Genomic DNA, 20,453 nt, shown 5'->3' with positions numbered 1-20,453 from the left:
CGTCTGCGACAGCGTCGCGCGGCGCCCCCGCAGTTCACCAACCCGACACCCGCACGGTGCCGAATGGATATGGCAACCCCGGCCCTTGTTGCTGGATGCCCGGATGTTGCATAGCCTGATGCTGCATGCCCTGATATGGCACCCCCTGGTACTGCATCCCGGCCCCGGCCATGCTGGGCCATCCACCGTCATGCGGCGACATCGCATGCATGCCACCCGGTGCACCGTACCCTGCTGCCGTGCTTTGCCATGGCATGGTCTGCTGCGCGGTGGGCAAGCCCAGCGCCACCAGCGCATCGGGCAAGCCGTAGCCGATATGATTGGGATCGTTCAGCGTGACAGGGCGCGCGCTCATCCGCAGAACCTGGAACAGCCGTTCGACCCGCTCCGGTGAACGTGCTTGCACCATCGATCCGAATTCCGGCCTGTGTGCCAGCACGAGCGTAGCCAGGCCCGTCACGTGCGGCGCCGCCATCGAGGTCCCGTCCCATGCGGCGAAATTATTTGGCGGCACCGACGACACGACGGCCACACCTGGCGCGCACACGTCGACCTGCGGCCCGAAGCAGCTGAAGCGCGCCGTGAAGTAGCCATACATGTCGATGTCGGTGCCGATGGTCTCGGCGTGGTAGCTGTCGGGCGGGAACTCACCGAGCTTGCCAATGGCCGCGACGGCCAGTACATGCGGTGACGAGGCCGGGTATTGCACGGCAGCGGCGGAATTGCCGGCAGCGGCGATGCAGGCGATGCCGGCCTGTTTGGCGCGCACGATCTGGCGCTCGAGCGCTTCGGAGGGCGCCGAGCCGCCCAGGCTCATGTTGACAATGTCGATGCCCTGTTCGATGCAGTATTCGAGCGCGTCGATCAATTGGCTGACCTGGCCGCCGGGGAACAGTTTGCAGACGTGGATTTCGGCTTCGGGTGCGAAGCCGCGGATGCCCCAGGCCGGATCGGTGGCGGCAATCACGCCGGTGCAGTGCGAGCCATGGCCAAGTGTGTCGACGTTCCAGGTGCTGCGGTCGGTGCGCTTGTTGATGACGTCGAAGCCGTCGTGGATGGCGTTCAGGTTGCCATGCGTGGTGGCGGCGCCGGAATCGATGACGGCCACCTTGATCCCACGCCCGCGATAATGCTGCGGTACCCCGTCGAGGCGCATGGCCCGTGCGCCCCAGCCCATGGCGTTTTGCTGCGGCAGGCCGCGCAGCGCCGACCAGTCGGCCAGCGGGCGCAGCATGACGACGTTGGCCTCTTGCAGGCTCAGGTCGGGATCGCGCTGGTAGAAGCTCCAGTAATCGGCGCGTGGTTTCACATACAACCCGCTGATCGTGTGCGTATCGTCGCCATACAGGCGCAGGCGCGCCACGCCGTCGGCGCCCGTGACGGCAGTGCTGGGCAGCACGCCGCCGAACAGCGAGACCTCGACCTCGGGCAGGGGCGCGCCGTCGGCGCCCACCACCGCCAGCAGCAGGTCGCACTGCGGGCCCTGGTAGGGCGTGAGCGAGCTGACCAGGTCGGGACGGCGCAGCATGGGGTCGAGCAGTGCGAGGTGCTGATCGCGTTCGACGATCAACTGACCCTGGCCGCGCTGCAGCAGTTCGCCGGCCTTCTGGTCGGTCATGCGCGCAACCATCACGCCTTCTGCGCCGTCGCCCATCGAAGATGGACCGAAGCCGGCCGTCGCCAGCCCGGCGCGGGGCATGATGGTGTCGACCACCTCGATATCGGGCATGGCAGTGAGCGCCTGCTGCACTGTTGACAGGCCCAGTGGCGCCCCCCAGCTGCTGATGCCGAAGCTGCCCAGCACCGCGCGGGGCGCCACCAGGTATTTTTTCTTGCGCTCGGTGACCAGGCGCCCCAGCATCGGGGCGGCGCCGCCAGTGGAATCGGTACCGGTGTCTGCTGCGCCGTCCTGCGACGCCGCTGGTGTGGGCGGCGCATCGGCAGCGCCGCTTTTTACGTGTTTGGCCATAGTGTGTCCTTTGCCGGCGCCGCTCAATCGTATAGCGAGAGCGGTTGGTCGGGTTCGATCGTTAACTGGTCAAGAGTCTGTTGCCGCAGCCGTTCGGCCGTGGGCGCGTCGGTTTCAACGACCGCCGTGTGCGGCGGGCCGGACGATGGGCCGATCAGGTCGACAACCTGCACGCCCGGTTCGGTGCCCAGGGTCGCCAGGAACCTGACGAGTTCGTCATCGTCGCGCGTGGCGCGCACGATGTAGCGATTGATCGGGACAGGGGGTAGGGACGCCGGCATGGCAGGGACTCCTCAATGCCAGGTCATGGCCGGCGTCTGGCGGCAATGACCTGGCGGGTGGGTCGTGGTGTCGTGTGCTTCAGGCTTTAGTGGACGGTCTGCTGGCCGAACTGGCTTGCCTGGCCATACTGCGCTTGCTGACCGGGGAATTGACCACCGAATTGACCACTGAATTGACCGCCGGGTTGGCCGATGGGCTGGCCGCTGATTTGGCCACTAAGTTGGCCACCAAACTGCTGCCCAAACGGGTCAGCCGTCGCCGGCACATAACGGCCTAGCTGTGCGGCCACGCCGCCGATCGCAGTGCCCAGGCCCTGGTTGCCAAAGTGTTCGCCGAGGAAGCTGCCGACCGGCCGCGCATACTGGGTGATTGCATTGCTGAGCCAGCCCTGCGGCGCCAGTTGACCGCCTTGCTGTACGATCTGCTGTTGCAGCATCGCGGCCTGTTGCTGCACTTGCAGCAGCAGTTGCTGCAGTTGTTGTTGCTCGGCCTGCAGTTGCTGCAACTGGACCAGCGGATGTTGCTGTGGTATTTGCGGCTGTGCCTGCTGTTGCGCTTGCGGATCGGCGCCGAGCGGCAGCATCCGGCCATACCCGGAATAGTCGCTGATCATGTTGCCAAGGTGGCGATTGCCGGTGGCGTGCCCGATCAGGGCGCCGGCGGGCTTGCCGATCTTGCTGATCAGATTGCCGAAGAAGCCACCTTGCGGGGTCAGCTGACCCTGCTGTTGCAGCTGCTGCATCTGTTGCAGTTGCTGTTGCTGCTGAAGTTCTTGCAGTTGCTGAAGTTGCTGGAGTTGTTGTAACTGCTGCAGCTGCTGCAGCAGTTGCAGCTGTTGCGGATCGACCTGCTGTTGCATGCCCATGCCGCCGGAGGGATCGGCCGCAAATGGCGACAGGTGGCCGAGGAAGTTGCCGGCTACCTCACCAATGCGCCCGCCCGCGCCGCTGTGGCCGACCCAGCCCCCAATGCCGCGCCCGATGACACCGCCGAGCGCGCCGCCGAACATGCTGCCCAGACCCTGTGGTGCAAACTGTGGTTGCGCAAATGGTTGTTGAAATTCATTCATGATACGAGCCTCCGGTTATTCGGTCGCGCTGAGGCCGGCTGAAACAGCAAGGGCCCGCCTACACGACCGTGTTCATATGATTCGTGCCCCGGTGTGACCGGTAGCGCGAGGGAAGGGCAGGAAGGCCGCCTTTCGAGGCTGCTTTTCCTGCAGGTAGGCGTTCGACCGGTGCCTGGCGGTGAAGTTTTGGCGTAATGGCGATGTCGCCAAGGTTAAAATCGCACCTTGCGCTAGCGCAGACGCGCGTCAGAAAGCCCCGATTTTCTTTGCAAAGCGCACTGGGGCTTGAGAAAAATCACCATATCAATTCGCGGTAGAATGACGGCCCCCGCATTCGCGCGTCACGACGTCGCCCGCCTTCATGTCCCTGTCTTCCTTTACACCGTCGCTGGCAATTTTCTGCAAGGTAATCGATAACTATGGCGATATCGGCATCTGCTGGCGCCTGGCGCGCCAGCTGTGTCACGAGCACGCGGTAGGGGTCACGCTATGGGTCGACGACCTGGTCAGTTTCCGGCGCATCTGCCCCGAGGTCGATCCGGCGGCCGCGCAGCAACTGATTTTTGGCGTGACGGTGCGCCACTGGCAGGATCAGGATGGCCAATTCCACGCGCATGACATTCCTGACGTCGTCATCGAGTTCTTCGGTTGCGAGCTGCCGCCGGATTATCAACGGGCAATGGCCGCGCGCACGCCACGCCCGGTATGGCTGAACTACGAAGGCTTGACGGCCGAGGACTGGGTGGAGGGTTGCCATCGCCTGCCATCGATGCACCCGCGCCTGCGGCTGACCAAGCATTTCTATTTCCCCGGTTTCAATGCGCACACGGGTGGGTTGCTGCACGAAGCGGGGCTCGAGGCGCGCCGTGACGCGTTCCAGGATGACCCGGCCGCAGTGACGGCGTTCCTGGGGCGCCTGGGCGTGACTGTGGCCGAGGCGGCGGGGCGCAAGGTGTCGCTGTTCTGCTACCCGGGCGCGCCGGTCGCCGCACTGTTTGAAACGTGGTGCAGCGGCGCCACGCCCACGCTGTGCCTGGTGCCGGAAGGTGTGGTGCCGGAACAGGTCGCCGCTTTCCTGGGCGCCGCACCGGTGGCTGGCGCGAGCGCGACCCACGGCCAGCTGACCGTGCGGGTGCTGCCATTCCTGCCCCAGGCCGATTATGACCTGCTGCTGTGGGCCTGCGACGTCAATTTCGTGCGTGGCGAAGATTCATGGGTGCGGGCGCAATGGGCCGCTCGCCCGTTCGTCTGGCACATCTATCCGCAGGACGACAACCTGCACCACAAGAAGCTGCGCGCGTTCCTGGCGGTCTATGCGCAACAGGCGCCAGCACTGTCGGCCTACATGCTTGGCTGGAACGGCGCGCAGCTTATGGACGACCATCAAGCCGCCTGGAGCGCACTGGAGACTGCGTTGCCGGACATCGCGGCGCAGGCCGGCGCCTGGCGCGAGTCAGTACTTGCGCAGGGCGATCTGGTCACGCAACTGCTCGATTTCGTGCGCGATCTGCGGTTGGCACAGGAAAACAGCGTATAATGCCCGGTTAGTTTCTAACGGATTCCGACGATCAAATGCAGGTCCGGGGCCTTCGGCCCACCAGCCGGCGATGATTTAATGCAACTATCTTTTTACGTAAAATATCTATGAAACCCGCAAAAGAAATTCGTGTTGGCAACATCATCATGGTTGATGAAAAGCCGTTCATCGTGCTGCGTTCCGACGTCAACGGCTCGAGCCGCACGGGCTTCACCTACAAGTGGAAGATGAAGAATCTTCTGACCAATGCACCACTGGAAAACGTGTTCCGTGGCGATGACAAGTTCGACGTCGTTGTTCTGGACAAGAAGCCAGTGACCTACTCGTACTTCGCCGATCCGCTGTACGTCTTCATGGACGCCGATTACGAACAGTTCGAAATCGAAGAAGAGAACCTGGGCGACGCGCTGCACTACCTGAAAGACGGTATGGAATGCGAAGCCGTGTTCTATGACGGCAAGGCCATCTCGGTCGAACTGCCAACCACGATCGCACGCCAGATCGTGTACTCGGAGCCAGCAGTCAAGGGCAACACGTCGGGCAACGTCCTGAAAGAAGCCAAGATCGAAAACGCCATCGAAGGCAAGCAGCACACCGTGATGGTGCCGTTGTTCGTCAGCGGCGACGACATGATCGAAATCGACACCCGTACCAACGAGTACAAGAAAGTCGTGCGTAACTAAGCACGGGTTTCTCCATAAAAAAACGCTGCCTCGGCAGCGTTTTTTTATGTCCCGGGAGGCTGTTATTTGCGGCGCAACTGCGCCAGATCCCGCACCGCGCCGCGATCGGCCGACGTGGTCAGCGCCGCATAGGCCTGCAGCGCCTGCGACACATAACGTTCGCGTCCCAGCGGCAGCCATGCATCCGCGCCCAGTGCGTCCATTGCTGCGCGGCGGTGCGCCAGTTCCTCGGTCGTCACGCGCAGGTTGATGGTGCGCTCGGGGATGTCGATGTCGACCATGTCGCCTTCCTGCACCAGACCGATCGCGCCGCCTTCGGCCGCTTCCGGCGACGCATGTCCGATCACCAGGCCCGACGAGCCACCCGAGAACCGGCCATCGGTAAACAGGGCGCAGGCTTTGCCCAGGCCCTTGGACTTGATATACGAGGTCGGGTACAGCATCTCCTGCATGCCCGGTCCGCCTTTCGGGCCTTCATAGCGAATGATGACAACGTCGCCCGCTACCACGTTGTCGCCCAAAATCGCTTCGACCGCTGCGTCCTGGCTCTCGAACACGCGCGCCTTGCCCGAGAACTTGAGGATGCTCTCGTCCACGCCGGCCGTTTTGACGATGCAGCCCTTTTCGGCGATGTTGCCGTACAAGACCGCCAGGCCACCATCCTTCGAATACGCGTGTTCGCGGTCGCGGATACAACCCATGGCGCGGTCGAGGTCGTTCTTTTCGTAGCGCTCGGATTGCGAGAACGCCACCTGGGTCGGCACGCCGCCCGGGGCCGCGCGGAACCACTGATGCACGGCTTCGTCGGTACTGACCGCGATGTCGTATTTTTCGATGGCTGCAGCCATGGTCGGGCTGTGAATCGTCGGCAGCGACGTGTCGAACAGGCCGGCGCGCGCCAGTTCGCCCAGGATCGAGAAGATGCCGCCGGCGCGGTGCACGTCTTCGATATGGTATTTGTCGGTCATCGGCGCGACCTTGCACAGGCAGGGCACCAGGCGCGAGATGCGGTCGATGTCGGCCATCGTGAAGTCGACTTCGGCTTCGTGCGCGGCGGCCAGCAGGTGCAGCACGGTGTTGGTCGAGCCGCCCATCGACACGTCGAGCGCCATCGCGTTCTCGAACGCCGTCTTGGTCGCGATCGAGCGCGGCAGCACCGAGTAATCGTCTTCCTCGTAGTGGCGCTTGGCGGTCTCGACGATCAGGCGGCCGGCGCGCAGGAACAGCTCCTTGCGGTCGGCGTGGGTGGCGACGATCGTGCCGTTGCCCGGCAGCGCCAGGCCCAGCGCCTCGGTCAGACAATTCATCGAGTTGGCCGTGAACATGCCCGAGCACGACCCGCAGGTCGGACAGGCCGAGCGCTCGATCTCGACCACATCGGCGTCCGACACGGAGGCGTCGCCGGCCTTGATCATCGCGTCGATCAGGTCGAGCTTGATGACCTTGCGCTCGTTGTTGACGACCTTGATGACCTTGCCCGCTTCCATCGGGCCGCCCGAGACGAATACGGTCGGAATATTCAGGCGCATCGCGGCCATCAGCATGCCGGGCGTGATCTTGTCGCAGTTCGAGATGCAGACCATCGCGTCGGCGCAGTGCGCGTTGACCATGTATTCGACCGAGTCGGCGATCAGGTCGCGTGAGGGCAGCGAGTACAGCATGCCGCCGTGGCCCATCGCGATGCCGTCATCGACGGCGATGGTGTTGAATTCCTTGGCCACGCCGCCGGCCGCTTCGATTTCGCGCGCGACCAGCTGCCCCAGGTCTTTCAGGTGGACGTGGCCCGGCACGAACTGGGTGAACGAGTTGACCACGGCAATGATCGGCTTGTCGAAATCGCCGTCTTTCATGCCGGTGGCGCGCCACAGGGCACGGGCGCCTGCCATATTGCGACCCTGGGTCGTGGTGTGTGAACGGTAAGTCGGCATGGCAATCTCCCAGAATAATGCAAAACAATGATTGGATCAGGGTGACGGCTGGCGCTGGATTTGTCCAATATATGATCGGCCAGTCTGTGAGTCGTTTCGCCTATCACAGCCGGACAGTCGGCCTGGCACGTTGCTGCTATTCTATTGCTTGGCCATTTCACGGAGCACACAGGCATGGAGCGCAGGGATTTTGTACGAATGGGCGTGGCCGGCACGGTGTCCGGCACAGTTGCTGGCACGAGCTTGCTGGCACAGGCCGCACCATCGAAAACGGCGCCAGCCGCCATCCTCGAAGCCGGCGTCCACGCACAGGGGCAGGCCATGCGCGCCGGCAAGCTGACGGCGCACGAGCTGGCCTCGCGTTACCTGGCCCGCATCGCGGCTGTCGACCGCGCCGGCCCGCGCCTGCGCTCGGTTATCGAAATCAATCCCGATGCGCTCGAGATCGCCCGCGAGCGTGACCGCGAACGCAAGGCGGGCAAGCTGCGCGGCCCGCTGCACGGCATTCCGGTCCTGCTCAAGGACAATATCGCCACCGCCGACAAGATGAGCACGACGGCCGGTTCGCTGGCGCTGGACGGCATCAAGGCCCGGCGCGACGCCCACATCGTGGCCCGCCTGCGTAGTGCCGGCGCTGTCATCCTGGGCAAGACCAATCTGTCGGAATGGGCGAACATGCGCTCGACCCGCTCGACCAGCGGCTGGAGCGGGCGCGGTGGACTGACCCGCAATCCGTATGCGCTCGATCGCAACACGAGCGGCTCGAGTTCCGGCTCGGCCTCGGCAATGGCCGCCAGCCTGGCCACACTGGCCGTCGGCACCGAAACCGATGGCTCGATTGTCTCGCCGGCGTCGACCTGCGGCATCGTCGGCATCAAGCCCACCCTGGGCCTCGTTAGTCGCAGCGGCATCATTCCCATCGCGCATTCGCAGGACACAGCCGGCCCGATGACGCGCAGCGTCGCCGACGCGGCGCTGCTGCTGGCGGCGCTGGCCGGCGCCGATCCGCAGGACGGCGCGACGGCGCGCGCACCGGCCGTCAACTATGCGAACGCGCTGAACAAGGATGGCTTGCGCGGCAAGCGCATCGGCGTCGCGCGTGATTTTTTTGGCGGGCACGACGGCGTGAATGCGCTGATCGAGAAGGAGCTGGGCGTGCTCAGGGCGCAGGGGGCGGTGCTGGTGGATGTCACGGTGCCCAATACCGACAAATACGGCGCGTCCGAGCTGACCGTGCTGCTGCACGAATTCCGCCCCGATCTCGAAGCGTGGCTGGCGGCGTACGCGCCGCACGCGCCGGTCAAGAGCATGGCTGACATCATTGCGTTCAACCTGCGCAACGCGGCGCGCGAGATGCCGTTCTTCGGTCAGGAGCATTTGATTGCGGCGCAGGCGGCGGGCGGCCTGCAGGCGCGCGACTATGTGAAGGCGCTGGCCAACAACCAGCGCTATTCACGCGACAAGGGGATCGACCAGGTGCTGCGCGCCTACAAGCTCGACGCGCTGGTGGCGCCGACCGGCGGGCCAGCCTGGCTGACCGACACCGTCAACGGCGACCATTACGGCGCGAGTTTTTCATCGCCTGCGGCGGTGGCCGGCTATCCCCACATCACGGTGCCCGCGGGGTTCATCCACGGTTTGCCGGTCGGGCTGTCGTTCGTCGGTACGGCGTGGAGCGAGCCGGCGCTGATCGGGATGGCATACGCCTACGAGCAGGCCAGCCGGCGCCGTCGCGCGCCGACCTACCGGGCCCGCGTGGGCGCCTGAACCACTAGCGGCGCGCGGCCTGCTTGGCCTGGCTGAAGACCGGGCCCCACAGCGGGTGGCCATGCTCGCCGGGGCTCAGGTCGAAGGCCGGATCGAGACGGAACGCGCCGTCGAACGTCTCGCGGCACAGCGCCTGGCGCCCGCTCACGCAATAGCTGAACGCCGTGTACTTGGCGGCCGACAGACGTTCGCGCGGGGTGCCGCTTCTCATGTCGGCACTGCTCAAGCGCCGGATCGCGCCGTTGTAATCGCCATCGTTGTAGAGCGCAATGCCTTCGCGCAGCGCGACGTCGCTGCGGTCGACCGTGCCCGCTGCGGGGCGGCTCGTGCGGTCGGCACGCTGGGCACGTTCGGCGCGCGGGCGCGCATCGTCGGCGCGGGGATGGGCGCGCGCGGCTTCCTTGCCGCCCAGTGCCGGACCGAATTCGGCGCAGCCAGTTGCCATCACGGCGATCAGCGCCGACGCAGGCAGGTGTTTCATGAAACGGATACTCAAGGCGTTTTCTCCTCGGTGAAATCAAGTTCGATCGTGCCGCTCTGGCCTTCCACGGATTGCACGGTCACGGTGTGCTCCGGAAAGCCCGGGTTGACGATGCGGATCGTGTGCTCGCCCGGCGGCAGCGTGATGTGCTTCAGCGGTGGCGTGGCGCCACGCTCGACGCCATCGACGACGATCGTGCCCCACGGCTGGATCAGCAGTTTGTAGGTGGTGCCGGCGATGGCCGCTTCGGGCGGCGTGCCTTGCGGCGCCAGACGCACTGCTGTGGGTGGCACGGCGACGTCGGGTTTGGCCGGCAGCGGGGTGGTCGTGGCTGCGCGCGGTTCGGTCTCGTCGATGACCGGCGCGTCGAGTTGCGCCGGCTCTTCGGCGAGCGTGACCAGCGGCGCCGGGGCGGCCGCCGGCACGGGTGCCTCGGGCGTTGCCGGCAGCGCGGACATGTCTTTCATGCCGCTCAGGTCGGCCTGGCGCATCAGTGCGAACAAGGCGGCCAGCGCGACCAGGATCAGGATGATGGCGCCGATGATCAGCGGCCAGCGTGTCTTGTTGCGGCGGGCAGCGACCGGCGTTGGCGCGGGCGCCATCGGCGTCGATGCATTGGCGGCGGCGCGCATCGGGAGCGGGCCGGGGGCGGGGGTAGGGGCGGGCGCTGCCGGCGCTGGCTTAGGCGCCGCCACCGGTTCAGGCGCGCGGACAGGTTCGGGCGTCGGCTGAGGGGCTGGCGGCGGTGCTGGTGCTGGCGTTGGCATTGGCAGCGGCACCACTGGCGTCACCGGCTCGTCGTCGATCGGCGGCAGCGACATGGCGGGCTTCGGTGCGATGACGGCAATGCCCAGCAGGCCGCGCATCTGCTCGATGGTTTGCGGACGTACGGCGGGATCGGGTGACAGGCAGCGGTCGAGCGCCGCCAGGAAACCTTCGCTGTAGTCGGGCAGGCCCAGCGTGCGCAATAACGTGACCGGTGCCAGTTCCTGCGAAATCGCGTAATGCATCACGGCGGCCAGGTCGTACAGGTCGCGTGCTTCGTAGTCGGCCGGCACGGCGGTGTCGGGCAACTCGCTGTAGCCCGGCACCAGCATCGGGTCGCCGGCGTCGAGGATGTGCAGGCTGTCGGGCGTGATGCGGCGGTGCGGCACGTTCATGCCGTACTGGACTTCGAGCGATTGCAGCACCTGGCGGATGATGCGGCGGCACCATGGCTCGCTGACCATCTCGTGGTTGTACTCGACGATATCGCGGACCGTGCGGCCGTCGAGTTGCTGCGGGGGTGTGCTGGGGTTCATGGCATCTTGCCGGTCGCCGCTTGCGCGGGCCGAACGAATGTTTATTTATTGCAAATAATGCCAGATTTGTGGGGAAGACGGTACCCCCAACTTAAGCGTGCGCGGCAGATGGGGTGGCAGATGCGCGGCAAACGCGCTGCCGCGCAACCGTTCAGGCGTCGAGAAAACGCATCTTGAACCAGCGGCCCTTGATGACGCCAAAGCCCGGTCCCGGCGCGTCGCCTTCGCCCAGGCGCTTGACCGCGGCCTGCGCCACGCTGCGCTCGAGCGCGACATAGCTGTTGAATTCGCCGATATTGATCTTGCCGACTTGGTCTTTCGTCAGGCCGGCGTCGCCCGTCAGCGCGCCCAGCAGGTCGCCCGGACGCAGCTTGGCTTTTTTGCCGCCAGCGATGACCAGCGTGACCATCGGTGCCGGCGCGGCCGGTTCGGCGTCGTCACCCAGCGCAGCCAGGCTTTCCCAGACGGCCGGCTGGTCCTGGTACTGCTCGATCAGGCCAACCCATTTCTTTTCATTTGGCGCGCACAGGGTGTGCGCCATGCCGCTGCCGCCGGCACGGCCGGTGCGGCCGATGCGGTGCACGTGGACTTCGGGGTCTTTCGACACGTCCACATTGATCACGGTGCCGAGGTCGGCGATATCCAGGCCGCGCGCAGCGACGTCAGTGGCCACCAGTACCGAGCAGCTGCGGTTGGCAAACAGCACCAGGATTTCATCGCGCTCGCTCTGTTCGAGTTCGCCGTACAGCGCGCGCGCCGAAAAGCCTTGCGCCTGCAGGGCATCGGCCAGTTCGCGGCAACGCGCCTTGGTGTTGCAGAAGGCCAGTGCCGACACCGGACGGTGATGCCGCAGCAGGCGGCCGACCGCATCTTCGCGGCCTTCGAAGCCGATCTCATAAAAACGCTGGTCGATCTGCTCGAAGCTGTGCTTGCCTTCGACCTTCACTTCCAGCGGATCGCGCAGGAAGCCTTGCGTGGCAAAGCGGATATCGTCCGGGTAGGTGGCCGAGAACAGCAGCGTCTGGCGATGTTTCGGCGTGGCCGACACGATGCCCGCGATCTCGTCGTAAAAGCCCATGTCGGTCATGCGGTCCGCTTCGTCCAGCACCAGCGTCTGCACGTTGGCCAGGTCGAGCGTCGCGCGGCCCAGGTGGTCGCGAATGCGGCCCGGCGTGCCCACGACAATGTGCGCGCCATGCTCCAGTGAGGCGATCTGCGGGCGCATCGACACGCCACCGGTCAGCGTCAGGATCTTGACGTTGCCCACGCCGCGCGCCAGCCGGCGCAGTTCGCCGGCGACCTGGTCGGCCAGTTCACGCGTCGGGCACAGCACCAGGCCCTGGATCGCGAACCAGGCCGGATTGAGCTTGTGCAGGATGCCGATGCCAAATGCCGCGGTCTTGCCGCTGCCGGTCTTGGCCTGGGCGATCAGGTCGCTGCCAGCCAGGACGGACGGCAGCGTTTCCGCCTGCACCTGCGTCATGTGGTCGTAACCGAGGGTGGTCAGGTTGGCGAGAAATTGCGGCGTGAGGGCCAGCGAGGTAAACGAATCGGATTGCATGGAAGCCTCCAGCCGGCAGGGCCGACGCTATTGGGGATCGGGCGCCCAGACCGGCAGGCCGGTCAGGTCGAGCTTGTCGTCGCGGCGCCAGACAGGCAGGCCGGAGTTGTCGGTTTCGTCGATCAGGCAGAGTTGTTCTTGCTTGAGCGAGCTGCGGCGGGGACGAGGGCCGGTGCGTTTGGGTTCGGTGACCGTATCGAGCGGCGCTGCCGGCTCGAAACCAGGCAGGTCGAACGTTGCGTGGTCTTTCTTGTCTCTCATCCTCTGCCTTCGAGGTTGCATTTTGTTGCCATAGAAAACAAAAGCCCGGCTCTGTGAGTCGGGCTTTTGTATTGAATTGGTTGCGGGGACAGGATTTGAACCTGTGACCTTCGGGTTATGAGCCCGACGAGCTGCCAGACTGCTCCACCCCGCAGCGCAATTATAGCGCGCTGCGCAGCAATATGCAATGCGCGACTTGCATTGGGGGCAAATCCCTCAAATGGGGCTGCTGCGCAGGCGCCACAGCGACGTGACTTCCTGCGAGCGCGCCGCGTGCAGCGGATCGTCGGCATCGGTCGCGCGCGGGTGCACGGGCCGCGTGTCGTGGCGCTCGATCACTTCCAGGCCGCCCGCCGCAATCCATCCAAGCAACTGATCACGGCTGCGCAGGCCCAGGTGCTCGGCGAAGTCCGACATGATCAGCCAGCCTTCGCCACCGGCCTCCAGATGGGCACCGAGGCCCGCCAGGAACGCGCGCAGCATGCGGCTGTCCGGATCGTAGATCGCATATTCGATCGCCGAACTCGGCTTGCCCGGGAGCCATGGTGGATTGCAGACCACCAGCGGCGCGCGGCCTTCCGGGAACAGGTCGGTCTGCGCGATCTCGACCTGCGACGCCAGACCCAGGCGCTCGATGTTTTCTCGCGCGCAGCCCAGCGCCCGCGGATCGACTTCGGTGGCCAGCACCTCCAGGCCCCGCCGCGCCAGCATAGCCGACAGCACGCCGGTGCCGGCGCCGATATCGAATGCGCGCTGTGCACCGGCAGGTAGTGGCGCCTGCGCGACCAGCTCGACGTATTCGCCGCGCACGGGCGAGAACACGCCGTACCACGGATGGATGCGGTCGTTCAGCGCCGGAATCATGACGCCCTTGCTGCGCCATTCGTGGGCGCCGATCACGCCCAGCAACTCGCGCAGCGAGGCGACATACGGCGCGTCGACCGGGCCATACGCTTCCAGGCAGGCCTGCTGCGCATCGGGTGCGCGGTGCAGGGGGATGCTATGGTCGGCCTCAAATGGCAGCACCAGCATCGCCAGCGTGCGGGCACGCTGCAACTGGGACAGGCGATGGCGGTGGAAGGCTTCAAGCGGCGTGGGCGCGGCCTTGCCGGCCTTGGCGCGGCGTGGCCGCTCGCCCTTGTGGTCGATCCGGCGCGCCAGCGCCTGCACCAGCTGGCGCGCGTTCTGGAAGTCGCCGCGCCACAGCAGCGCCGTGCCGTCCAGCGCCAGCCGGTAGGCGGCGTCGGCGCTCATGGTGTCGTCGGCCAGCACCACTTTCTTTGGCGCGGGCCAGCCACTTTCCGAGCGCCAGACGGCCGAGCGTTCGACGCCGTCCTCGATCCATTCGATGCGTGCCATCGCTTGATCCATCTTATTGGTGATATTAATGGTGATGGTTCCAGTTGCCATCGCTCGAGGCGAGGTAGGACGCAACAGCGTCGGCATTGCCGGTGGCGTGGCGCTTGACTTCGCCGCAGCTGCAGATGCCCTGGTAAGGCTGGATATGCGAGCAGGCGGAGACTTTTTGCAGATAGACGGTGACTGGCTTGGCGCATTTCGCGCACTTGAACGTGAGGGTACGGGCTGGTTTCATGATCACGGAGCTGGGAAAGGGAAGGAGGGCGGCATTCTACACCGCCCGGCCCGCACTCATTCGACCACCACGGCGCTGCTGCCACCACCTGCCGGACGCACCAGCACCTTGGTTGCAATGCGCTCGGTCATCTCCTGCACGTGCGAAATCACGCCCACCTTGCGGCCCAGCGATTGCAGCGCATCCAGGGCATCCATCGCCACGCCCAGCGTTTCGCTGTCGAGGCTGCCGAAGCCTTCGTCGATGAACAGCGACTCGACCCGCACCCGGTTCGACGACAGCGAGGCCAGCCCCAACGCCAGCGCGAGCGAGACCAGGAACGATTCGCCACCGGACAGCGAATTGACCGAGCGCACTTCGCCCCCCATGTCCTGGTCGCGCACCATCAGCGCCAGCGACGGCATGCCCTGGTAACTGACGCGCTCGAGGCGATAGCGCTTGGCCAGCTGCGCCAGGTGCGCATTCGCATAGCCAAGCAGCACGTCGAGCGTGAACTGCTGGGCGTAGTTGCGGAATTTCTTGCCGTCGCTCGAACCGATCAGTTCCGACAGCTTGCCCCAGCGCTGTTCCTGCACCTGCTGCTGCTCGATTTCGCGCAGGCTGGATGCGGCGGCCACGCGCCGCTCGTCGTCCTGCATGACGCGCAGGCGCGCCGAGGTCGACGCTTCGATGGCCGCATGGCGCTCGGCCTGGATCGCCTCGAACGCCGCAGTGACGACCTCGACTGCCTGGCCGTCCGGCGGGGCCGACGCCAGATGTGCCAGACGCTGGGCGCGCCGCTCGTTCAGGATTGCCGTGGCCTGGCCGATGGCGGTGTCGATCGCAGTCAAGGCGGTGCGTTCCTGCGCCAGCCAGGCCGCGCCCACTTGCAGCAGGCGGGCCAGTGCATCCAGGCTGGCGATGTCGTCCACGCCGTCGGGGTCCTTGCGGTAGTCCTCCAGCCAGTCGGCCAGCGCAGTGGCTGCTGCCGCGCCGGCGCTGTCGAGTTGCGCCACGCGCTCGACCAGGCCGGCCAGTGCGGTGCGCGCTGTCGTTTCGCCTTGTGCCGCGTGCTGCGCCACCAGCTGGCGGGCTGCGAGCGCTTCGCGCGCGCCGGTGACGGCGGCGTTCAGTTCGCGCTCGACGTCGCGCGCCGGGCGGCCTGCCCACAGCGCGGCGCGCGCCGTGCGCTTCTGCGTGAATTCGGCGTCGATGCGCTCGAAGTCGAGCGCACTGCGCGCGCCGGCGGTGTCGAGTTCCAGAATGCGCGTGGCCAGGGCCGTCGTTTCCACGGCCAGCGTTGCGATTGCCGCGCTGGCGCGGGCCAGTGCGTCGGTCTGCTCGCGCCACGCGGCGGCTTCCTGTGCGCGCGCCCCACGCCAGGTGGCCGGATCGCGGCGCCATGCCGCTTGCCAGCCGTCGCCATGCGCGTCGGCCAGAGGGCCGTCGAGTTCGGCCAGCAGCGCGGCCAGTTGCGTGTCGGCAGCCTCGTGGCGCAGCGCGTGCGTCCTGAGCGCGGCTTGTAACTGGGTAGTCGCCTCGCGTTCGGCCTCCGCCGCCTGGCGCCTGCGCGCCAGCTCGGACTGGGCGGTGTCGACATCGCGCTGGGCCGCGTCGCGGGCGGCAGCAGCGGCGCGCCACTGTTGTTCTTGCAGTGCGAGCCCGTCAAACGCGGCGCGCAGCGCGCTGCGTTGCGCGGCAAACCAGTCGGCGCATTCGTCGGCCGGCGGCGCGCCGGTAGCCAGCGGGTCGGCATGCCAGGTCTGCTCGAGGCTGGCGACGCGCTCGTCCAGCGTGCTGCGCTCGTGCACCAGCGCCGCCAGACGCTCGTGCGCCGCGCCGGCCGCCGCAGCGTGCTGTGCCTGCAGCGTGTTGTTCACGCGCACGCGCAGACGGCAGCCGGCAACCTCGGCGCGCAGGCTGGCTAGCATGGTCTGCAGTGGCGCGGCCTGATGCGCATACGGGTGCTCGTGGGCGCCGCAGACCGGGCACGGCGCGTCGTCCTCCAGGTTTGCGCGCATCTGTTCGACATCGGCCGCGCACGCAAGTTCCGCTGCCGCCAGCGAGCGCTCGGCCTGCGCCATGGCTGCTTCCAGCGCTGCTGCGCCAGCGCGCGCTTCGGCCAGTCCCTGTTCGGCGCCTGAGCGTGCCGTCTCGACGCGGTCGACGTCGCGCGCGAGGCCGGCCAGTGTGGCGCGTGCAGCCGACAGATCGGTCCAGGTGCGCTCGGCCTGCGTCAGGCGTTCGCGTTGCATGTCGAGTGCCTGGCGCCCGGCGCCGATGGCCTCGGCATCGAAGCCGGCCAGCGCCGCCATCGCCGCGCGGCGCGTCGTCTCCAGCGCGTCGAGGCGCTCGGTGCTGGCCGCGAGCGCGCTCGTGGCCTGCGCTTCGCGCTCGGCAGCGCCCAGTGCCTGGGCCTGGATTGTCTCTGCCGCCGCCTTGCTGGCGGCCAGCGTGACAAGCGTATCTTCGCCCTGGCGCAGCAGGCGTTCCCATTGGCTCCAGGCGCCGGCCACCGCGTCCAGCCGCGATTGGGCCGCCAGCCAGGCGGCAGCGCCATCGCGCGCCTGCTGCGCGCGTGCCAGTGCATCGGACCTGGCCTGGCGCTGGTCGCGGATCTGGCTCGCGTGCGTGCGCGCGGCGTCGAGTGCTGACTGCGCCTGCATGTGGTTGGGCGCCAATGCCGCCAGCGCGGCATCGAGCGCCTTGGCGTCATCCAGTTGCGGCGTGGCCGCGCGCAATGCTGCTTCAGCAGCGTCCAGCTGCGCGGTGGCGGCATCGGTCTCGGCCACGCTGGTGCGCCGTACCTCGAGCGCGGCCGCGAGCTGGGCCTGCGTCGTCTCGATGGCTGAATGGGCTTGCCGGCGCTCGGCTTCCAGGCGCTGTACTTCCAGGCTCAAGGGGCGCGCCGCCTGCACCGCGTCGAGCGTGGCCAGACGCTGGCGCCGCTCGCCGGCGTCCGCGCTTTGCGCGTTGGCCGTCGCCAGTACCTGCTCGGCCTGCGCTTCGCCGCGCGTGAGCTTGTCCAGTTCCTGGTGCCAGCGCAGTTGCCCTTCGAGCAGGGCGTGGCGATCGTCCAGCGCCTGCCGGGCCAGGTCGGCGTTCGTGCGCTCGCCCTCCAGCAGCGCGCGGTCCTCTGGCGACAGCGGCGCGGCATTGGCCAGTTTCGATTGCAGGACTTGCGTGCGGACCTGTTCGGCCTTGTAGCGCTCGAACGCCCGGCGCGAGATGTCGCTGTAGATCGTCGTGCCGGTGAGCGTTTCGAGCAGTTCGCCGCGCTCGTTTTCGTCAGTCTTGAGGAACGCCGAGAATTCGTTCTGGGCCAGCAGCACGGCGCGCGTGAACTGTTCGAACGACAGGCCGATGCGTTGCACGATCTCTGCCGCGGCTTCCGTATTGGTGCCGCCCACGGGAATCAGTTCGGGCAGCCGGTTTAGCGAAATCTTGACCGGTTGCAGCGCGCCGTTCGGCTTGTTGCGCGAGCGCCGCACGGCCCAGCGGGCGCGATAACGCCGGTCGTCGCTGCCCACGAAGTCGACTTCGGCCCAGCCTTCGGCCGCGCCCCGGCGCAGCAGCGTGCGGGCATCCTGGGCGGTGACCGTTTCTTCGCCGACATCCGGCAGGCGCGTGCTCGAACGCTTGAGCAGGCGTGGCGTGTCGCCATACAGCGCTAGGCACAGCGCGTCGAGCAGGGTGCTCTTGCCGGCGCCGGTCGGGCCGCTGATGGCAAACAGGCCGGCGGAGGCAAGCGGTTCGGATTCAAAATCGATGGCGAACTCGCCCGCCAGCGAAGCCAGGTTCTTGCCGCTGATACGCAGGATCTTCATCGCGGCTCGCCTTCCACCGCGTGAAACAGTTCGGCAAACGACGCAATCTGCTCGGGCGGTGCTTCGGCGCCGTATTTCTGCAGCCACAGGCGGCGGAACACATCGTCCGGTTGCAGTTGCGCCAACTGGTCCAGGCTCAGCGCGAGTTCCGTATCGTCGGTGGCCACGTGCTTGCGTGTCGGTTCGATCTTGGCCAGGCGCACGGGTTTGCCGGCCAGCACCGCCTCGATGCGCGAACGCAGGCCCGGTTCGGGGCCATCGAGCAGCACCCTGACTTCGAGAAAGGGCCAGGCATGCTGCGGCAGGTCGGGATCGAGTTCAAGTGCCTCCAGGGCCGCGAGTGCTTCGTCGAGCGGCGCGGGTTTGGCCGGCACGCGCAGCAAGGCCACCGCGCGGGGCACGAACAGCGGCGTGATTTCCACGGCATGATCGCCTTCCAGGTCGATCCGCAGCACCTGGTGCTGGTAATTGACTTCGGAAAACGACAGCGGCAGCGGGCTGCCGCTGTAGCGCACGTTCTCGCGCCCGCCGACCTTCTGGGCCAGGTGCAGGTGGCCTAGCGCTGCGTAGGCGATGCCGGGATCGAACATGCTGCTGGGTAGCGCCTCGGTGCCGCCGATGACGATGCGGCGCTCGGAGTCGAGCGACGCCTGGCCATCGACCATATGGCAGTGGCCCATGGCGATGATGGCCTGGCCGTCGGTAGCGCGGGCGCGCGCCAGCGCATACGCCTGGCGGTAGAGCAGGGTCGTGCCCTGCAGATACGGATCGAGCCCTGTCTCGGCGGCGGGTACATCGCCCGCCGCAGCGCGCAGGCGCGGCACATCGCCGGGGCGCAGGAATGGCACGGCCAGGCACCAGGCCACAACATTGCCCGCGCGGTCATGCAGCGGCACCAGCAGACGCTCGAGGTCGACCTCGCCATCGCTGCTGCGCAGCACATTGCCGACGACGATCGTGCCATAGGCTTCGAGCAGCGGTGCAGGCGCTTCCAGGCGGCCGGCGGAATCGTGGTTGCCCGCGATGACCACCACCTGCAGATGGGGCACGCGGCTGCGGGCCTGCTGCAGGAAGCGATACAGCTGGCGGTGGGCGGCCGACGACGGATTGGCGTTGTCGAAAATATCGCCCGCGATCAGCAGCACATCGACGCGCTCTTCGTCCAGCGTTTCGACCAGCCAGTCGAGGAAGCACCCGTGTTCGTGGATCCGGTCGAAATTGTGCAGGGTCTGGCCAAGATGCCAGTCGGAGGTGTGCAGCAGCCGCATGGAGAGTTCTACCGTTGGGAAAGCCGAAATCGGGGCCTACTATAACGCAGCCGGCGACCCGTCGTGGCGCGCTGTGCAATACCATCTCGCAAGCATGTTGTGTACGGAAATTCGTCGTGCCTGACCCCGCTCTTGTTGTCAAATCGCATTTGACGAACATCAAACCTGACCAGGACCTTGTCTCTACACTAGCTAGTTCTTGTCGCCGGCTACTACTACAACATCCAGCGCCGGCTACCCCGATACCCGCACCCCCAGCCAATCCGGCATGGCCTCCCATGCGCGCTGGCGGCGCATTGAGAGGAGACATCATGCTGACTTCCACCTACACGCTGGTGGCGCTGTCCGTCGAACAGGCTCGGGCACGCGTCGAGCTGCAGGCACTGCTCGAGCGCTGGCGGCCCGCCGCCTGGTGGGGCGAACCGCCGACGGCGCACCAGTACGACGCGGCCTGCGAGGCACTGCGCCAGGTCAGCGACGCGTGCCAGTGGCGCAAGCTCGACAAGTTCGTGCTGCCGGCGCTGCGCCGGCGCGGCGTCGATGCGGTCGCGCTGCTGGCCGAGCTCGATGCGCTGAGCCGGCGCGCGCATGCGGCGCGCATGGTGGCCCAGGCCGCCGCCGCCGCCGGCGATCCCGGCTGCCTGGCGGCACTCGAAGAATGCTGCGAACTGCTGCTTGAGCGCCTGGACCGCGAAGAGCGCGAACTGCTGCCACTGGCACGCACGGTGATTCCGGGGGACCACTGGTTCACGATTGCCAACCAGATGCTGGCCCATGACACGGTGCAGAACGAACACCGTGACGCGGGGCGCAGCGCAGTGCGGGCCGTCGCAGCCCCAGAAGTTTCAGTCAGGAAATCGGCGGTCTCGCCGCCCGTCGCGCCCATCGTGAATTAGCCGCAGCAGCGGGCCGTGCGCACCGGTTGACGCCATGTTCTTTGCTATGA

16 protein-coding genes and 1 tRNA gene are annotated in these 20,453 nt (G+C 66.6%); 4 read left to right on the top strand and 13 right to left on the bottom strand.

All coding sequences use genetic code 11. The features are described 5' to 3' along the window. Positions 1–34: 34 nt before the first annotated feature. The 3 genes from AC56LY_RS11705 to AC56LY_RS11695 all read right to left on the bottom strand — a co-directional run bounded on the left by AC56LY_RS11705 (position 35) and on the right by AC56LY_RS11695 (position 3,260). Positions 35–1,969, bottom strand: a complete 1,935-nt coding sequence (locus tag AC56LY_RS11705) for a S8 family serine peptidase (RefSeq protein ID WP_499579525.1) — start codon at positions 1,967–1,969, stop codon at positions 35–37. Positions 1,970–1,992: 23 nt separating this feature from the next. Beyond that, positions 1,993–2,250, bottom strand: a complete 258-nt coding sequence (locus AC56LY_RS11700) for a hypothetical protein (RefSeq protein ID WP_499579523.1) — start codon at positions 2,248–2,250, stop codon at positions 1,993–1,995. An 86-nt stretch (positions 2,251–2,336) separates the two neighbouring features. Next, the gene (locus AC56LY_RS11695; RefSeq protein ID WP_499579522.1) at positions 2,337–3,260 is read right to left on the bottom strand and encodes a hypothetical protein; all 924 of its coding nucleotides are present in this window, start codon (positions 3,258–3,260) and stop codon (positions 2,337–2,339) included. 421 nt (positions 3,261–3,681) lie between these two features. Between AC56LY_RS11695 and earP the strand changes: the two genes are divergently transcribed. Then, on the top strand, positions 3,682–4,857 hold the full coding sequence (earP, locus tag AC56LY_RS11690) for an elongation factor P maturation arginine rhamnosyltransferase EarP (protein WP_499579520.1): 1,176 nt from the start codon (positions 3,682–3,684) through the stop codon (positions 4,855–4,857). Between the two features lie 107 nt (positions 4,858–4,964). Further along, entirely contained in the window at positions 4,965–5,540 is a 576-nt protein-coding gene (locus AC56LY_RS11685; protein WP_183558142.1) for an elongation factor P, read from the top strand. Positions 5,541–5,602: 62 nt separating this feature from the next. Here AC56LY_RS11685 and ilvD read toward each other — a convergent pair whose 3' ends face one another. Continuing rightward, positions 5,603–7,468: a dihydroxy-acid dehydratase gene (ilvD, locus tag AC56LY_RS11680; RefSeq protein ID WP_499579516.1), complete on the bottom strand. Its 1,866-nt coding sequence runs from the start codon at positions 7,466–7,468 to the stop codon at positions 5,603–5,605. Positions 7,469–7,642: 174 nt separating this feature from the next. Between ilvD and AC56LY_RS11675 the strand changes: the two genes are divergently transcribed. Next, positions 7,643–9,235 carry an amidase gene (locus AC56LY_RS11675; protein ID WP_499579512.1) on the top strand — a complete coding sequence of 531 codons (1,593 nt, stop codon included), beginning with the start codon at positions 7,643–7,645 and terminating at the stop codon, positions 9,233–9,235. 4 nt (positions 9,236–9,239) lie between these two features. Here AC56LY_RS11675 and AC56LY_RS11670 read toward each other — a convergent pair whose 3' ends face one another. The 9 genes from AC56LY_RS11670 to AC56LY_RS11630 all read right to left on the bottom strand — a co-directional run bounded on the left by AC56LY_RS11670 (position 9,240) and on the right by AC56LY_RS11630 (position 19,507). Further along, on the bottom strand, positions 9,240–9,716 hold the full coding sequence (locus AC56LY_RS11670) for a TssQ family T6SS-associated lipoprotein (RefSeq protein WP_499579509.1): 477 nt from the start codon (positions 9,714–9,716) through the stop codon (positions 9,240–9,242). An 11-nt stretch (positions 9,717–9,727) separates the two neighbouring features. Continuing rightward, positions 9,728–11,017 carry a PEGA domain-containing protein gene (locus AC56LY_RS11665; RefSeq protein ID WP_499579507.1) on the bottom strand — a complete coding sequence of 430 codons (1,290 nt, stop codon included), beginning with the start codon at positions 11,015–11,017 and terminating at the stop codon, positions 9,728–9,730. Positions 11,018–11,168: 151 nt separating this feature from the next. Then, positions 11,169–12,578 (bottom strand): ATP-dependent RNA helicase DbpA, encoded by a 1,410-nt coding sequence (gene dbpA, locus AC56LY_RS11660; protein ID WP_499579504.1) that lies wholly within the window; start codon positions 12,576–12,578, stop codon positions 11,169–11,171. A gap of 27 nt (positions 12,579–12,605) precedes the next feature. Further along, positions 12,606–12,839, bottom strand: coding sequence for a hypothetical protein (locus AC56LY_RS11655; RefSeq protein WP_183558164.1), 234 nt, complete (start codon positions 12,837–12,839; stop codon positions 12,606–12,608). Between the two features lie 77 nt (positions 12,840–12,916). Continuing rightward, positions 12,917–12,993, bottom strand: a tRNA-Met gene (locus AC56LY_RS11650). A gap of 62 nt (positions 12,994–13,055) precedes the next feature. After that, a complete protein-coding gene (locus AC56LY_RS11645) occupies positions 13,056–14,198 on the bottom strand; it encodes a methyltransferase (RefSeq protein ID WP_499579501.1) in 1,143 nt (380 codons plus the stop codon). A 25-nt stretch (positions 14,199–14,223) separates the two neighbouring features. Then, a complete protein-coding gene (locus AC56LY_RS11640; RefSeq protein ID WP_499579500.1) occupies positions 14,224–14,433 on the bottom strand; it encodes a hypothetical protein in 210 nt (69 codons plus the stop codon). 56 nt (positions 14,434–14,489) lie between these two features. Continuing rightward, positions 14,490–18,239: an AAA family ATPase gene (locus AC56LY_RS11635; protein WP_499579498.1), complete on the bottom strand. Its 3,750-nt coding sequence runs from the start codon at positions 18,237–18,239 to the stop codon at positions 14,490–14,492. Beyond that, positions 18,236–19,507 carry an exonuclease SbcCD subunit D C-terminal domain-containing protein gene (locus AC56LY_RS11630; protein ID WP_499579494.1) on the bottom strand — a complete coding sequence of 424 codons (1,272 nt, stop codon included), beginning with the start codon at positions 19,505–19,507 and terminating at the stop codon, positions 18,236–18,238. The genes AC56LY_RS11635 and AC56LY_RS11630 overlap by 4 nt, the downstream gene beginning before the upstream one ends. Before the next feature lie 311 nt (positions 19,508–19,818). Between AC56LY_RS11630 and AC56LY_RS11625 the strand changes: the two genes are divergently transcribed. Continuing rightward, entirely contained in the window at positions 19,819–20,403 is a 585-nt protein-coding gene (locus AC56LY_RS11625; RefSeq protein ID WP_499579492.1) for a hypothetical protein, read from the top strand. The last annotated feature ends 50 nt before the right edge of the window (positions 20,404–20,453 follow it).

Source organism: Telluria sp. ZT3P25, assembly GCF_059685895.1.
The sequence above is the reverse complement of the archived record's forward strand: the minus strand, read 5'-3'. Positions and strand labels throughout refer to the sequence as shown.

Coding starts and splice junctions, on each gene's coding strand:
- AC56LY_RS11645 (WP_499579501.1), bottom strand. CDS start 14,198: ATGGCACGCATCGAATGGATCGAGGACGGCGTCGAACGCTCGGCCGTC.
- AC56LY_RS11635 (WP_499579498.1), bottom strand. CDS start 18,239: ATGAAGATCCTGCGTATCAGCGGCAAGAACCTGGCTTCGCTGGCGGGC.
- AC56LY_RS11665 (WP_499579507.1), bottom strand. CDS start 11,017: ATGAACCCCAGCACACCCCCGCAGCAACTCGACGGCCGCACGGTCCGC.
- ilvD (WP_499579516.1), bottom strand. CDS start 7,468: ATGCCGACTTACCGTTCACACACCACGACCCAGGGTCGCAATATGGCA.
- AC56LY_RS11695 (WP_499579522.1), bottom strand. CDS start 3,260: ATGTTCGGCGGCGCGCTCGGCGGTGTCATCGGGCGCGGCATTGGGGGC.
- AC56LY_RS11675 (WP_499579512.1), top strand. CDS start 7,643: ATGGAGCGCAGGGATTTTGTACGAATGGGCGTGGCCGGCACGGTGTCC.
- AC56LY_RS11685 (WP_183558142.1), top strand. CDS start 4,965: ATGAAACCCGCAAAAGAAATTCGTGTTGGCAACATCATCATGGTTGAT.
- AC56LY_RS11625 (WP_499579492.1), top strand. CDS start 19,819: ATGCTGACTTCCACCTACACGCTGGTGGCGCTGTCCGTCGAACAGGCT.
- earP (WP_499579520.1), top strand. CDS start 3,682: ATGTCCCTGTCTTCCTTTACACCGTCGCTGGCAATTTTCTGCAAGGTA.
- AC56LY_RS11670 (WP_499579509.1), bottom strand. CDS start 9,716: ATGAAACACCTGCCTGCGTCGGCGCTGATCGCCGTGATGGCAACTGGC.
- AC56LY_RS11705 (WP_499579525.1), bottom strand. CDS start 1,969: ATGGCCAAACACGTAAAAAGCGGCGCTGCCGATGCGCCGCCCACACCA.
- dbpA (WP_499579504.1), bottom strand. CDS start 12,578: ATGCAATCCGATTCGTTTACCTCGCTGGCCCTCACGCCGCAATTTCTC.
- AC56LY_RS11700 (WP_499579523.1), bottom strand. CDS start 2,250: ATGCCGGCGTCCCTACCCCCTGTCCCGATCAATCGCTACATCGTGCGC.
- AC56LY_RS11630 (WP_499579494.1), bottom strand. CDS start 19,507: ATGCGGCTGCTGCACACCTCCGACTGGCATCTTGGCCAGACCCTGCAC.
- AC56LY_RS11655 (WP_183558164.1), bottom strand. CDS start 12,839: ATGAGAGACAAGAAAGACCACGCAACGTTCGACCTGCCTGGTTTCGAG.
- AC56LY_RS11640 (WP_499579500.1), bottom strand. CDS start 14,433: ATGAAACCAGCCCGTACCCTCACGTTCAAGTGCGCGAAATGCGCCAAG.